The following is a 13,580-nucleotide window of genomic DNA, read 5'->3' as shown; positions in this document are numbered from 1 at the left end:
TAAATGAAGACGGCGGCCTGTTGCGATACAGGCCGCCGTTTCTCGTTAGAATCGCGTCGAAATGGTCGCGCCATAGGTGCGCGGATCGCCCGGCTGGCCGACGATCAGACCCGTGCTGCCGGACTGCGTTGCGAGCACATCGTAATAGCGCTCGTCGAACGCATTGCGCAGCCAGACGAACGCGTTGATGCCATCATGCTCGCGGAACCCGACGCGGAAATTGCTCCGCGAATAGCCGTTGATCTCGGTATAGATCGACTCCGACGGGTTCGACGAGAAATGCGAGCGGTAGCTGCCGTCATAGCCGACATAGAGTTGGCCATCCTTGCCCGCGATCCGTGCCGGCAGATCATATTCCGCCCCGTAGGAGAACGCGAACTTCGACACGCCGGGCAGACGCTGGCCCGAGATGTCGCAACTCGCCGGGCTGTACGACGGCGCCGTAACAGTGCCGGCCTGGCCAGCGGGGCTCGCTGGGTGGGTCGCGTCCGCCGCCGTGCCCCCGGTCAGTTCGGGCGGGCAGGGCGCATCGACGAACTTGACGTATTTCGCGTCGGTATAGGCGCCGTTGACGTACAGGTTCAGCCGCTCGGACGGCCGGAACGCGGAGTCGAATTCGAGGCCGCGCGTGCGGACCTTGCCGGCATTCGCGAGATAGCCGCGCAACACCGAATATTGGTTGTTCGTGACGGTCGCCTGATAATCCGAAATCTCTGTCCAGAACGCGGCGATGTTCAGCGTCACGCGCCGATCGGCGAACTGCGTCTTCAGCCCGAGTTCGTAGTGATTGACCTTTTCCGGCTTCACAGTCGCAGATGCGAGGATCGGATTGTTGCTGGCGTCGAGCGGCAGACCCGACAGGTTGATGCCGCCCGATTTGTAGCTGCGCGCATAGGTCGCATAGGCGTGGACGTCGGGGGTCACGGTGTACGACGCGGTGATGTCGCCTGACAGGTTCCAGTTGTCGAATTTCGGCTTGTAGCTTTGCGGTGCGAGCACGCCGCGCTGATCGGCTGTCAGCGTGGTGCCGCCATTGCCGGTGGTGACGACGGAGACGTAATCGCCGTCCTTCTTGTCGTAGTTCAACCGCAGGCCGGGCGCGATCTGGAGCTTGTTCGTGGCCTGCCAGGTGAGCTTGCCGAACAGCGCGGCGCTGGTGTTGGTAAAGCCGATCGTGTTGCGGCTGGTCAGCCCGTTCAGCGCCGACGGGTTGCAGGCCGCGGTGGTCGCGGTGGCGCATCCGGTGGCGCCGGGCGCGACGCCGTTGCCGGGATTGAGCAGGAACCGGCTCGCCGCGGGCCCCTGGACCTGAAGACCCTGCGTATCGATCGTCTGGTGGAAATAGAACACGCCGACCGTGTAGTCGACCGCGTGCGTGCCGTTCGATCCGACCCGCAGTTCCTGGCTGAACTGGCTCTGCTGCGACGGGTTTGCCGAGACCGGGGTGATCGGAAGGCCGATGAAGTCGCGATCGTTCGACGGGTCCCAATGCCAGAACCGCCACGCGGTGACCGACGTCACCGTCGCGGGGCCGATATCCCAATTCGCGAGCAGCGATGCGCCGCCCAGTTCCTGCATCGCGCGCAACGGCGTATCGACGTCGGTCACCCGGTCGAACGCGTTCGTCGAGGGCACGACATAGCCCTGCGCCGCGGCGAGTGCCGCATATTGCCGGTTGAGCGGTCGCTGCGTCGTGCCGACCCGCGCATAATATTGGACGCAGCAATTGGGGTTCTGCCGGCCGTAATCGCCGTACAGCGTCAGATCGAGATTGGAGGCCGCACGCCACAGCAACTGGCCGCGAAACCCGAGATTGTCCTGGCTGTTGAGATACGTGTCGGTGCGCGAATTGTAGATCGTGCCGCGCCGCGTCGTGATCGACGTCGACAGCCGGATCGCGAGCTTGTCGTCGACCAGCGGACCCGACACCGACGCCTTGCCCTGGAAGAAATCGTAATTGCCGCCGCTCAGTTCGACGCGCGCCTCCGGTGTGAAGCTCGGCGCGCGCGTGGTTACGTTGATCGCGCCCGCGGTCGTGTTCTTGCCGTACAGCGTGCCCTGCGGTCCGCGCAGGATCTCGATCCGCTCGGTATCGGTGAAGTCGAACGTCGCCGAGGCGATCCGGCTGTAATAGACTTGGTCGACATAGATGCCGACGCCCTGTTCGATGCCGTCGTTGGTCAGGCCGAACGGCGCACCGAGCCCGCGGATGTTGGCGGCCGAATTGCGCGGGTTGGTCGAATAGAATTGCAGCGTTGGTGCCAACTGCGTGATGCGGCTGACGTTGTACGCGCCGGTATCGGCGATCGCGGTGCCGCCGATGACCGACATCGCGATCGGCACGCTCTGGACGGTTTCCGCGCGACGCCGTGCCGTCACGAGGATCTCGCCACCCGCATCGCCCGCTGCCGGACCGGCGCGCTCTCGCTCGGCGGCAGTCTGTATCGGTGGTGTCTGCGTCCGCGGTATCGGCGCGGGCGGCGGCACCTGCTCGGCACTTTGTAACGTAAACAGCAAAGCAGTCAGCACCGGAACTCTCCCCCAAAGCAATGACGGGAAACTCCATCGATTGAGTAGGAATACCAATATCGTTTTTTGATCTGCGCGCTAAAGCTCAGCTTGGAGGAGCAGGTCGAGCAGGGTGGCTAGGCCGGTTTGACGCGATATAGAGGCGCACGCCGTACGCAGCGGCGGCCGGACCGACGAAGGAACGCAGCATGAAACCGCCGATCGGACGCGACACGCGTCTCTGCATGTCGTTGTCGGCACGACCCGGCAATTTCGGTACCCGGTTCCACAACCGGCTCTACGAGCTGACCGGGCTCGACTATGTCTACAAGTCGTTCTCGACCACCGACCTGTCCGCGGCGATCGGCGGTATCCGGGCGCTGGATATCCGTGGCTGTGCGATCTCGATGCCGTTCAAGGAGGCGGTGATCGCGCTGCTCGACGGTCTTGCGCCATCGGCCAGTGCGATCGACAGCGTGAATACGATCGTCAACGACGACGGCGTGCTGACCGGGCACAACACGGATTACGGCGCGGTCGTGGATCTGGTCGCGGATCTCGATCGATCGCTCTCGTTCGTGCTGCGAGGCTCGGGCGGGATGGCGAAGGCGGTCGCCGCCGCACTCAGCGACAGCGGTTTCCGGGACGGCACCATCGTCGCGCGCAATGCGGCGGCGTGTCGGGCGCTCGCCGATCTGTACGGGTATCGTTGGGCATCCGAAGCGAGCGGGGCGGCGGCGCTCCTCATCAACGTGACGCCGATCGGCATGACCGGGGCGGATGCGAACGCGATGGCGTTCCCGCCCGAAATGATCGCGGCGTGCGACATCGCGTTCGACGTGGTGCAATATCCGCCCGAGACGCCGTTCCTGCGCGCCGCCGCGGACGCGGGCAAGCGCTGCATCACCGGAACCGAGGTCGCGACTCTGCAGGCGCTGCACCAGTTCGTGCTCTACACCGGCGTAACGCCCGATGCCGCGCAGGTCGCCGAAGCGGGCGAGTGGGCGCGCGCGAACTCGTAAGTCGCGCGCTTATTTCGTCAGGTCGGTGAGCAGCGAGCGGTAATAGGTGATCGCCAGCGGAATGTTGTCGATCGGGGTGCGCTCGTTCAGGCCGTGGCTGAAGTCGTCGGACTGCTTGATGAAGGTCGGGCTGACGCCGTAACTCGGCACGCCGACCGAGCGGTACCACATCGAATCGCTCGCGCCCGCCGACATGCTCGGGAAGATCGGGACGTCGGGGCGGATCTTGCCAAGCGCTGTCTTCACCGCGCCCATCAGGTCGGCGCGCAAGGGGGAGGCGTCGGTCGGGTTCGACCCTTCGGTGACGTCGCTGAACTTCACCCCCGGATCGGCGGCGACCCTGGCGAGCTCGGCCATCACGGTCGCGGGTTTCACGCCGGGAAAGATGCGGCAGTTGATGTTTGCGGTCGCGCGCTGCGGCAAGGCGTTGAGCGCATGCCCGCCGTTGATCATCGACGTGACGCAGGTCGTGCCGATCTGGCCGACATAGCCGGGGTTGGCGGCGAGCGTCTCAATCGCCTTCTGGTCTCTCGGGTTGGCAGCGAACGCGCGCATCGCCGCACCGATCTCGGGCGTCTGGCGCGGTGCTACGCCCTCGAAATAGCCCTTGGTGATCGGCGACAATTGCGGCGTGAAGCGATAGTCCCCGATCCTGACCAATGCCGCGGCGAGCTGGTTGATCGCGTTCACTTTCCGCGGTGCGGACGAGTGGCCGCCCGCGCTCGTGGTCTCCAACTGGAAGTCCGCATAGGTTTTCTCGGCCGCGCCGACCGTGAAATATTCGGCCTTGCCGTTTTCCGCGTACAGCCCGCCGCCACCGTCGATGTTGAGCGCCATCTCGGCGGTCTTGAGTGTGTCGGCGATCAACGACGATGTCTTCATGACGGTTTCCTCGTCGCCCGACAGCGCGAGCACGATACCGCGCTTGGGTTTGTACCCGGCCTTCTTCATGTCGATCAGCGTGGCGATCGCGAGTGCGGCATCGAGCTTCATGTCGGTCGCGCCGCGGCCGTAGAGATAGCCGTTCTCGACCACCGGCGTGAACGGATCGCGCTGCCAGTCGGCGGGCTTGGCCTCGACCACGTCGATATGGCCGGAGATGACGATCGGCTTCAGCGCCGCGTCGCTGCCCTTCCAAGTCGCGATCAGATAGGCGGTGTCGTCGACCGGCGTGATCGTCACGTCGCTCGCCGCGAAGCCGCCGCCGACTAGTACGGTCTTGAGGTAGGCGGCGAGCTGTGGCGTCTGGTTGCCCGGACCACGGACGCTGCGAAACGCGATCATCTTCTTGGCGATTTCGAGGCCGTTGGCGGCGGCGGTCGAAGTCCCCGTCTGCGCCGCGGCGGGGAGGGCGACCGTCACGGCCGCGCACGTCAGAAGCAGCTTCAATGTCATTCTCGTATATCCTCGAATATGCATCAGAATTTCGCGCCGGCCCGAAGGCCGATGGTCCGCGGCGTACTGGTGACGATGTAGGTCCGCTGCGAACAGGTCCCGCATTGCTGGTAGCGCGACAGCTCCGCGCGTTCGTCCCACAGGTTCTGGACGAATACCTCGAAGGTGAAGTTGGACACTTCCGCGCCGATCGAGGCGTTGCCGGTGGTGTAGGCTTTGAGCCGCCCGAGCGTGCCCGCCTGATACGTGCGGATGTCCGCGGACGCCGAACTCTGATGCGCGACCAGTCCTTGGATATACGCCTTCGCCGCGCCGATCGGTATGCTGTAGCGCGCCGTTCCACTGGCCTTGAAGCGCGGCGTGATCGGCAGGCGCGTGCCTTTGTCGGCGAGCGGCGTTTCCCCGACGGCACAGACCGGCTTCGCGCACAGATCGTTGCGGGTCTTGGCATCGGTGTAGGAGGCCGCGGCGGTCAGCGACAGGCCGCCGGTCGAGAAGTTCGCATCGGCTTCCGCGCCACGGATGCGCGCGTTCGGTCCGTTCTGGATGATCGTGAAGCTGTTCTCGCCAAGGAACGAGAACTGGAACTTGTCCCAGGCCTGCTGATAGATTGCGGCGTTAAACCGTAGCCGGTCGAACAGCGTCGTCTTCAGGCCGAGCTCGTAGTTGGTCAGGAAATCCGCATCATAGGGCTGGACGTCGCCGCGGCGGTTGATCCCGCCCGGCCGGAAGCCGCGCGAGAACGTTGCATAGCCCATAACTTTGTCGGTCGGCTTGAAGGTCAGGTTGAAGCGATACGTCGCCCCTTGTCCCTGCGTCTTCTTCGGGACCAGTCCGGTGGTGGTGTAGGTCGCCAGATTGGTACACGGCGAACCCGATACTGCCGCGGGGAGCAGGGTCGAGGTGTCGCCGCCGCTTTGATACGCCTCGCGCAAGGTCTGGCCGTTGGCGAGATAGCACCCCGCAACGCCGGTCTGGCCGCTGCCTGCGGCGTTGAACGGCGTGGCGGTGTAAGGTCGGCCGTCGGCCGGATCGATCGCCGGGTTGCGGCCGAAGCCGTAGAAGCCGATCAGCGAATTGTCGTAGATGTACGCGCGGCCTCCCGCGGTTGCGGTGAGGGTCGGCAGGATGTCGTAGCTCGCTTCGCCGAACACCGCATAATCGGTGTCGACGCGCTTCTGCTGGGTCAGCCACAAGGTGCCGGGCGAGCCGTTGACCGACACCGCGGTCCCGAGATTGGCGATCTGGTAATCCTGGAAGATCGCGTTCGTCTGGCGCTGGTAGAACGCGCCGGCGACGATCCGGAACCGGTCCTCGACGGGCGACGCGACGCGCAGTTCCTGGCTGGTCTTCTTGAAATGATCGGTGCCGATGATCTTCTGCCGCGGGTCGATCGTCCGGCCGGCATTGTCCTGGTAATAGAAATAGCCGGCGAGCCCCCCGACCGAGGAATAGGCCGAGTCATACGCCTCGGCGTAATCGGTATAGTCGCTCGACGTGTAGGTCTTCCGGTCGAGATACGCGCCGGCATAGGTCACGTCCCAATTGCCGACCTTGCCCTCGATCGTCAGCGCGCCCTGGATGAAGCGATCGCGGCGGAATTCGGGGAAGAAATGCTGGACCTGGAGATCGCCGACCTTCGGGTCGTAGCCATAGGTGCCGTGGTTGCGCTGTTCCTGGTACAGCACGGTCGGCGTCACGGTCCAGTTGCTGTCGAGATCGACCTTCAGCGCGGCCCGGCCGCCATAGGTCTCGGTGTCGTTGTAATTCTTCTTCACGAACGCGGCATTATCGACGACGACACCGCCATTGGCCGAGGTGCACGAGGTCGCGGTCGGTTCGGGCAGATAGCTGCGGCACCCGGCGACGTTGTCGATATAGCCCGCATCGCGCTGATAGAAGCCGACCACGCGCAGCGCCGCCGACCCGGACAGCGGCATGTTGAGCATGCCCTCGAGCTTGCTGCCGATGCCGCCCGACTTGACGCTGTTCACCTCGCCGTCGACGCGGCCGTAGAAACCGCTCAGGTCGGGCTTGTTGGTGATGATGCGGATCGTGCCGGCTTCGGACGACGCGCCGTAGAGCGTGCCCTGGGGCCCGGCGAGGCTCTCGATCCGGGCGATGTCGTAGATGTGGACGTCGAGCGTGCCGCCGATCGTCGTCACCGGCTGCTCGTCGAGATAGGTGCCGACCGAGGGCAGGGGGCCCGAATGATTGCCATCGCCGCCCGATGCGACGCCGCGCATGTAGACTACGGTCGAGCCGGGCTGCGTGGTCTGGAACGACACCGACGGCAGCAACTGCGTATATTGGTTGAAGTTCGAGATGTTGAGATCGTCGAGCCGCTTGGTGCCGATCGCCTGGATGCTGATCGGCACGCTCTGGATGCTCTGGTCGCGCTTCTGCGCGGTGACGACGATGTCGCCGTCATATTCGCCAGCCGTCTGATCGGCAGGCGCGGCAACCGGCGCCGGGGTCGTGGCGGGATCGATCTGGGCATAGGCGGGACAGACCATCGCCGACGAGGCCAGAAGCGAGCCGATCAACAACCGACGATCGAATATATGCATGCGCGAGCCCCCAAGCGAATAGTGCCGGCAGACTGTGGTGCGGTGCAGCAAAGGTCAAACGTGCGGCGAGTATTTTTGCAGCTTTATTACGTGCCCGTGACGTATTTATCACTAATCATGCGCCGACACAGTCGCCGAGCGCGGATTTCAGGGGTGACAGCCACGCCTCGTACGGCCGCCAAGCGTCGACACCGTCGCGGTTGATCGGACGGCGGACCTGCTCCGAACTTGCGGTGCGGACCGCCCGCTCGGTCGCATGAAAGGCGAGGCAGCCGGGTTCGTAGTCGAGCCCGCAGGCCGTAAGCAGCGCGCGGACCTCGGCTTCGGTATTCTCGATCAGCGCTTCATGATCGACGCGGTGGACGCGGCCCGGCGACACCGCGTCGACATGCGTCATCAGCCGGACATAGTCGCGATAGTATCGGCCGAGGTCGTCGAGCGAATAGCTGAACGTCTGCCCCCGCGCGTAATGCTGTTTGAAGTTCGAGAAGCAGCAGTCGAGCGGATCGCGGCGTGCGTCGATGATCCGCGCGTTGGGCAGCGCGAGCAGGATCAGCGGCACATGCGCCCAGTTGTTGGGGAGCTTGTCGATGAAGAACGGTCGGTCGGTGCGGCGCTGGATCGCGGCCCGGCGCAGATACGCCTCGCCGATCTCGCACACCGCATCCGGCGACAGCGCGTCGATGCCGCCTGGATACCCGGCGATGCCGCGGGCGAGCGCCGGCATGTCGGGCAGTTCGGTGGTCCCCTCGACCAAGCTGTGGCTGGCGAGGATCTGTTCGATCAGCGTCGATCCGGCGCGCGGCATGCCGAGCACGAAGATCGGGTCGCGCGCCGCGCATACCTGGTCGCGTCGCGCTTCGAGCAAGTCGGCGGTCAGCACCGCGATGCTGCGGTCGACGAACGCAGTCGTTTCGTCGGCGTCGTACGCGATGCGCGTGCGGCGCAGCGCGTTGCCGGCCGCGTAGTGCGCGAACGAGCGGGCGGCGTCGCGGCGATCCTCGAACGCCTTGCCCAGCGCGAAGTCGAGGTGGAACCGGTCCTCGTCGCTGAGGTCGTCGCGCGCGAGCGCCGTTTCCATCGCCGCGATATCGCGGTCGTCGAACCGCACCGTCTTGAGGTTGGCGAGGCTCCACCACGCATCGCCCAGCGTCGGCTGCAGCGACAGCGCGCGGCGATACGCGGCGATCCCCTTGTCGCGGCGCCCGACGGTCTTGAGCATATGGCCATAACTCAGCCACACGCGCGGTTGATCGGGCGCGTCGTGCAGCACCTTTTCGTACAGCGTGATCGCATCCTCGAACCCGCCGAGCCGACCGAGCGCCGCCGCTTTCAAATTGGCGTGGCCGGGATTGTCGGGCTCGTCGGCGATCACCGCATCGAGCAGGGTCAGTGCCTCGGGCGCGCGGTTCTGGCGGTAGAGCACGAGCGCGAGGTTGGCGCGTGCCGCGGTGAAGCCGGGGGCTAGTTCGACGGCGCGCCGCAACAGCGTCTCGGCATCCTTGTACCGCCCGATCCGCCCGGCGAGTTCCGCCAGCATGCGGATCGCGCGCGCGTCGAACGGATCGCGCTTGAGATAGGCCTTTAGCAGCGGTTCGGCGACGTGGAGATCATTGTCGTGCAGCGCCAGCGCGGCCTGCATCAGGTCGCTCGACCAGCGGGGAGTGGGGAGGGAAGCCATCGCGCCGAACAGTCGGAGAGCATCGCGCCAGCGTCAAGCATGCATCCGCGCCCGCGCGCCTGACCTACGCCATCACGCGGTCACTGCGTCCACGCATACGGACCCACGACGGTTCCGACGAACCCGCCCGCGGACTTGGTGCTGAGAAAGCGTGCGTCGACCTTGTCCGACAGCGTGCGTCGGGAGCCAGCGACCTGATAATCGAACGCCATCGTTCCGCCATTGGCGCGGATCGTCAGCGTGACGGGACCGGTCGCGACGGGGGCCGACGCGACCAGCCGCTCGCGCCCGTCGGCCGTGGTATACAGCGCGACGACGGTCTTGCCCGCGATCCGCGTGACCCCGAATAGCAGATAATTGCGGTCGCTTTGCATCGCCGCGAGACCGGCGCGGTCGCCATCCGTTTTGGGCGCGAACTGCACGGTGGTCGACATCGTCGCGACATGATGCTGCTGACGCCGCCCGACGAATGCGGGCACGCCCGACAGGTCGCCGATCGGCGTGCCCTTGCCCAGCACGAGGTCGCCGCGATCGAGCCGGTAGAACGGTTGTTTCGGAGTGCGCACGCCGATCCACTGCATCGCGAGCTTGGTGCCGTCGAATTCGTCGACATAGCGGAAATCGCCGCTTGTCGCGATCTTGGGGGCGGGTTGTTCGGGGAGAGCGGGCGCTTTGCCGACGAACGGTATCGGCTGGCCCTTGGGCAGGATGATCGGCCACCCGTCGCGCCATGTCACCGGCAGCAGGAACGTCTCGCGACCGATATTATAATAATCGCCCTCGTACGGCCGCACCGCGAGGAAGGTCGCCCACCAGTCGCCCTTCGCGGTCTGGACGAGTTCCGCGTGACCGGCCGACGTGATCGGATTGGCCCGCGCCGGATCGAGGTCGCGCTGCGTCAGGATCGGGTTGCCGGCGAACGGCACGAACGGTCCGAGCAATTTGCGCGAGCGGAGCACGACCTGCGAATGATTGACGCTCGTGCCGCCTTCCGCGGCGGTCAGATAATACCAGCCGTCCTTGCGGAAGATGTGCGGTCCCTCGATCCAGACCGGCTTCTTGGTCAGGTCGACGCCGCCGTTGATCAGCTGCGTGCTCTCGCCGACCATCTTGCCGGCGCGCCAGTCGAACTCCTGGATCCAGATCGCGCGGTGACCGTCGTAGCGCGGCGGCTCGTTCGGCGCGCGGTTGTTGACGACATAGGCCTTGTCGTCCTCCCAATAGATCGACGGATCGATCCCTTCGAACGGCAGCCAGGTCGGGTTTGACCACGGACCGGCAGGGTTCGTCGCGGTGATGACGAAGTTGCCTTTGCACTCGACGCAGGTGTTGATGATGTAGAACATGCCGGCATGGTAGGAGATGTCGGGCGCGAACACCGCCTGCGACGTCCGCATGCCCGTGAAATCGAGCTGTTCGGGCCGGTCGATCGCGTTGCCGATCTGCGTCCAGTGGACGAGGTCCTTCGAGGTGAAGATCGGCAGCCCGGGGAAATGCGCGAACGACGACGACACCAGATAGAAATCGTCGCCGACGCGGGTGACCGAAGGGTCCGGATAATAGCCCGACAGGATCGGATTGCGGTATTCGCCGGGGCCGACCTTGACCTGTTCCTGCGCACGGCCGTCATAGGTGAAGCGGCTGAACCGCGGCGCTTCGCCTGCCTGGGCGGTTGTCGCGCCGACGGTGGCCGTGCCCGCCAGCATGAGGGCGGTCGCACGCAAGACTATGCCTGTGGATCGATCGACGCGCGTCATCATGGTCCTCTCCTGTATCTGGCGGCGCTGATCGCGCCTGCTTTGCCAGCACTATAGCGCTAACATTACCGAAGGCCAGCGATGCGGCGCGGACCCCAGGCCTAGCCGCTCACCCTCTATGGGGGGTGGCTTAGATACCGGTACCAAGTTACGTTCCGATCAAACGCAGACGCAACGGGCAGCGTGGCGAGAGTCGGACAGAGTCCGGCCTCCCGCAGACTGGCTCGTGACGATGGCGGAAGGGAGAAGGATGACCGAACTGCCAGCCGGGGGACCGCATGCATCGCCGTCGCGTCGCGCGGTCCTGGAAGGCGTGGGGGCGACGTTCGCGCTGGCGGTCCCGACCTTGGGCTTCGAGACGGCTGCCGATGCCGCTATGTCCGCGCTAGGTGAAACACGATTATGGTATCGGCAGCCGGCCAAGACGTGGACCGAAGCGCTGCCGGTCGGCAACGGGCGGCTCGGCGCGATGGTGTTCGGCGGGACGACCCGCGAACGCCTGCAACTGAACGAGGACACGCTGTGGTCCGGCGGTCCGTACGACCCGGTCAACCCGGCCGCGCGGGCGGCCTTGCCCGAGGTACGGCGGCTTATCGACGCGGGGATGTTCGCGGAGGCGCAGACGCTCGCCAATGCACGAATGATGGGCGTGCCGAAGACTCAGATGGCGTATCAGCCGGTCGGCGACGTGCTGCTCGATCTGCCCCGGGCAGTCGGAGAGGCAAGCGCGTATATCCGCGAACTCGACCTCGATGCCGCGATCGCGACGACCAGCTTCACGCTGGGCGGCACGCGGTTCCGGCGCGAGGTCTTCGCGTCGCCGGGGGATGAGGTGATCGCGGTGCACATGACCGGCGATCGGCCGTTCGACCTGTTGGTCGGCCTGACGTCGCCGCAACCGGGCGCGGGCGTGGTCGCAGCGGCACGACCGGCCGGCGCGATGCTGACCCTGTCCGGACGCAACGGCGCGCGGGCGGGCGTCACCGGGAAATTGCGGTTCGCGGCACGCGTGCGCGTCATAGCGGACGGCGGCACGATCACGTCGGCGGGCGAGCGCCTGCGCGTTACCGGCGCGCGGGCCGTCACGCTGCTGATCGCGATGGGAACGAGCTATCGCCGGTTCGACGATGTCAGCGGCGATCCAGAAACCGCGACGCTCGCCGCCGTCGATGGCGCGGCACGGCGCGGCATCGCCCGGCTGCGGTCGGAGGCGAGCGCGGCGCACCGGGTGCTGTTCCGGCGGGTGATGCTGGACCTCGGCCGGACGGCGATCGCGGACCGGCCGACCGATGCGCGCATTCTGGCCGATGACGCCGCGGCCGATCCCGCGCTCGCGACGCTGTATTTCAATTACGGACGGTATCTGCTGATCGCATCGTCGCGACCGGGAAGCCAACCGGCGAACCTTCAGGGCATCTGGAACGCGGAGCCCGAACCGCCCTGGGAATCGAAATATACCGTCAACATCAATACCGAGATGAATTACTGGCCCGCCGAGGTCACCGCCCTGCCCGAATGCGTCGCGCCGCTGGTGCAGATGGTGCGCGAGCTGGCGGTCACCGGCGCGCGGACCGCGAAGACGATGTACGGCGCGCGCGGCTGGGTCTGTCATCACAATACCGATCTGTGGCGCGCGACCGCGCCGATCGACGGGGCGCAATGGGGGCTGTGGCCGACCGGCGGCGCGTGGCTGTGCACGCATCTTTGGGACCATTACGACTATAATCGCGACCTCGCCTTCCTGCGGTTGGTCTACCCGCTCATGCACGGCGCGGCGCTGTTCTTCCTCGACACGCTGCAGACCGATCCGAAGACCGGCGCGCTGGTCACCAATCCATCGCTGTCGCCGGAAAACGTGCATCCGCAGGGCGCGTCGATCTGCGCGGGGCCGGCGATGGACATGCAGATCCTGCGCGACCTGTTCGATCAGACCGGCAAGGCCGCGACGCTGCTCGGCACCGATGTCGCGTTCGTCGCGCAATTGGCAGCGGCGCGCGCGCGGCTGGCACCCGACCGGATCGGCCGCGGTGGTCAGTTGCAGGAATGGCAGGCCGACTGGGATGCGGCCGCGCCCGAGCAACGCCATCGCCACGTCTCGCATCTCTACGGCCTGTTTCCCAGCGACCAGATCGATCCAGACGCGACGCCCGCGCTGGCCGATGCGGCGCGCCGTTCGCTCGACATACGCGGCGACGAGTCGACCGGATGGGCGACGGCGTGGCGCGCGAACCTGTGGGCGCGGCTGCGCGAGGGCGAGCATGCGCACCGCATCCTCGCCTATCTGCTCGGCCCTGCGCGCACCTATCCCAATCTGTTCGACGCGCATCCGCCGTTCCAGATCGACGGCAATTTTGGGGGCACGCGCGCAATCGCGGAAATGTTGATGCAGAGCCGCGGCGACGAGATCCTGCTGCTCCCGGCCCTGCCGCGCGCTTGGCCGACCGGGTCGATCACCGGTCTGCGCGCGCGGGGTACGTGCGTGGTGGACGTGCGGTGGGAGGACGGGATACCGATCGAAACGGTGATTTGCGCCGCCATCCCCGGTCGCCGCCGCATCCGGTTTGGCGACCGCGCCGTCGATGTGACGCTGGTGCCGGGACGCAGCGTCAGGCTGCGCGGTGCCCGACTGGCGCTGGGCTGATCGCCG

General features: G+C 66.0%; 7 protein-coding genes. 2 read left to right on the top strand and 5 right to left on the bottom strand.

Translation table 11 applies throughout. The features are described 5' to 3' along the window. Nucleotides 1–45: 45 nt before the first annotated feature. Nucleotides 46–2,529: a TonB-dependent receptor gene (locus tag U1707_RS03405; protein WP_443025641.1), complete on the bottom strand. Its 2,484-nt coding sequence runs from the start codon at nucleotides 2,527–2,529 to the stop codon at nucleotides 46–48. Between the two features lie 188 nt (nucleotides 2,530–2,717). Between U1707_RS03405 and U1707_RS03400 the strand changes: the two genes are divergently transcribed. Continuing rightward, nucleotides 2,718–3,530, top strand: coding sequence for a shikimate 5-dehydrogenase (locus U1707_RS03400; protein WP_332798696.1), 813 nt, complete (start codon nucleotides 2,718–2,720; stop codon nucleotides 3,528–3,530). 9 nt (nucleotides 3,531–3,539) lie between these two features. Here U1707_RS03400 and U1707_RS03395 read toward each other — a convergent pair whose 3' ends face one another. The 4 genes from U1707_RS03395 to U1707_RS03380 form a co-directional block, all read right to left on the bottom strand. After that, nucleotides 3,540–4,925: a M20/M25/M40 family metallo-hydrolase gene (locus U1707_RS03395; RefSeq protein WP_332798695.1), complete on the bottom strand. Its 1,386-nt coding sequence runs from the start codon at nucleotides 4,923–4,925 to the stop codon at nucleotides 3,540–3,542. 23 nt (nucleotides 4,926–4,948) lie between these two features. Further along, entirely contained in the window at nucleotides 4,949–7,495 is a 2,547-nt protein-coding gene (locus tag U1707_RS03390) for a TonB-dependent receptor (protein ID WP_332798694.1), read from the bottom strand. A 115-nt stretch (nucleotides 7,496–7,610) separates the two neighbouring features. Then, nucleotides 7,611–9,176: a tetratricopeptide repeat-containing sulfotransferase family protein gene (locus U1707_RS03385; protein WP_332798693.1), complete on the bottom strand. Its 1,566-nt coding sequence runs from the start codon at nucleotides 9,174–9,176 to the stop codon at nucleotides 7,611–7,613. Between the two features lie 80 nt (nucleotides 9,177–9,256). Then, the gene (locus U1707_RS03380) at nucleotides 9,257–10,936 is read right to left on the bottom strand and encodes a glycoside hydrolase family 43 protein (protein WP_443025640.1); all 1,680 of its coding nucleotides are present in this window, start codon (nucleotides 10,934–10,936) and stop codon (nucleotides 9,257–9,259) included. Nucleotides 10,937–11,183: 247 nt separating this feature from the next. On the opposite strand from U1707_RS03380, the gene U1707_RS03375 reads away from it, so the two are divergent. After that, nucleotides 11,184–13,574, top strand: coding sequence for a glycoside hydrolase family 95 protein (locus tag U1707_RS03375; protein ID WP_332798692.1), 2,391 nt, complete (start codon nucleotides 11,184–11,186; stop codon nucleotides 13,572–13,574). Nucleotides 13,575–13,580: the final 6 nt, after the last annotated feature.

The sequence above is a fragment of the Sphingomonas sandaracina genome (assembly GCF_036663695.1).
In the GTDB taxonomy this organism is placed as follows: domain Bacteria; phylum Pseudomonadota; class Alphaproteobacteria; order Sphingomonadales; family Sphingomonadaceae; genus Sphingomonas.
This window is presented reverse-complemented; position numbering and strand designations above follow the sequence as displayed.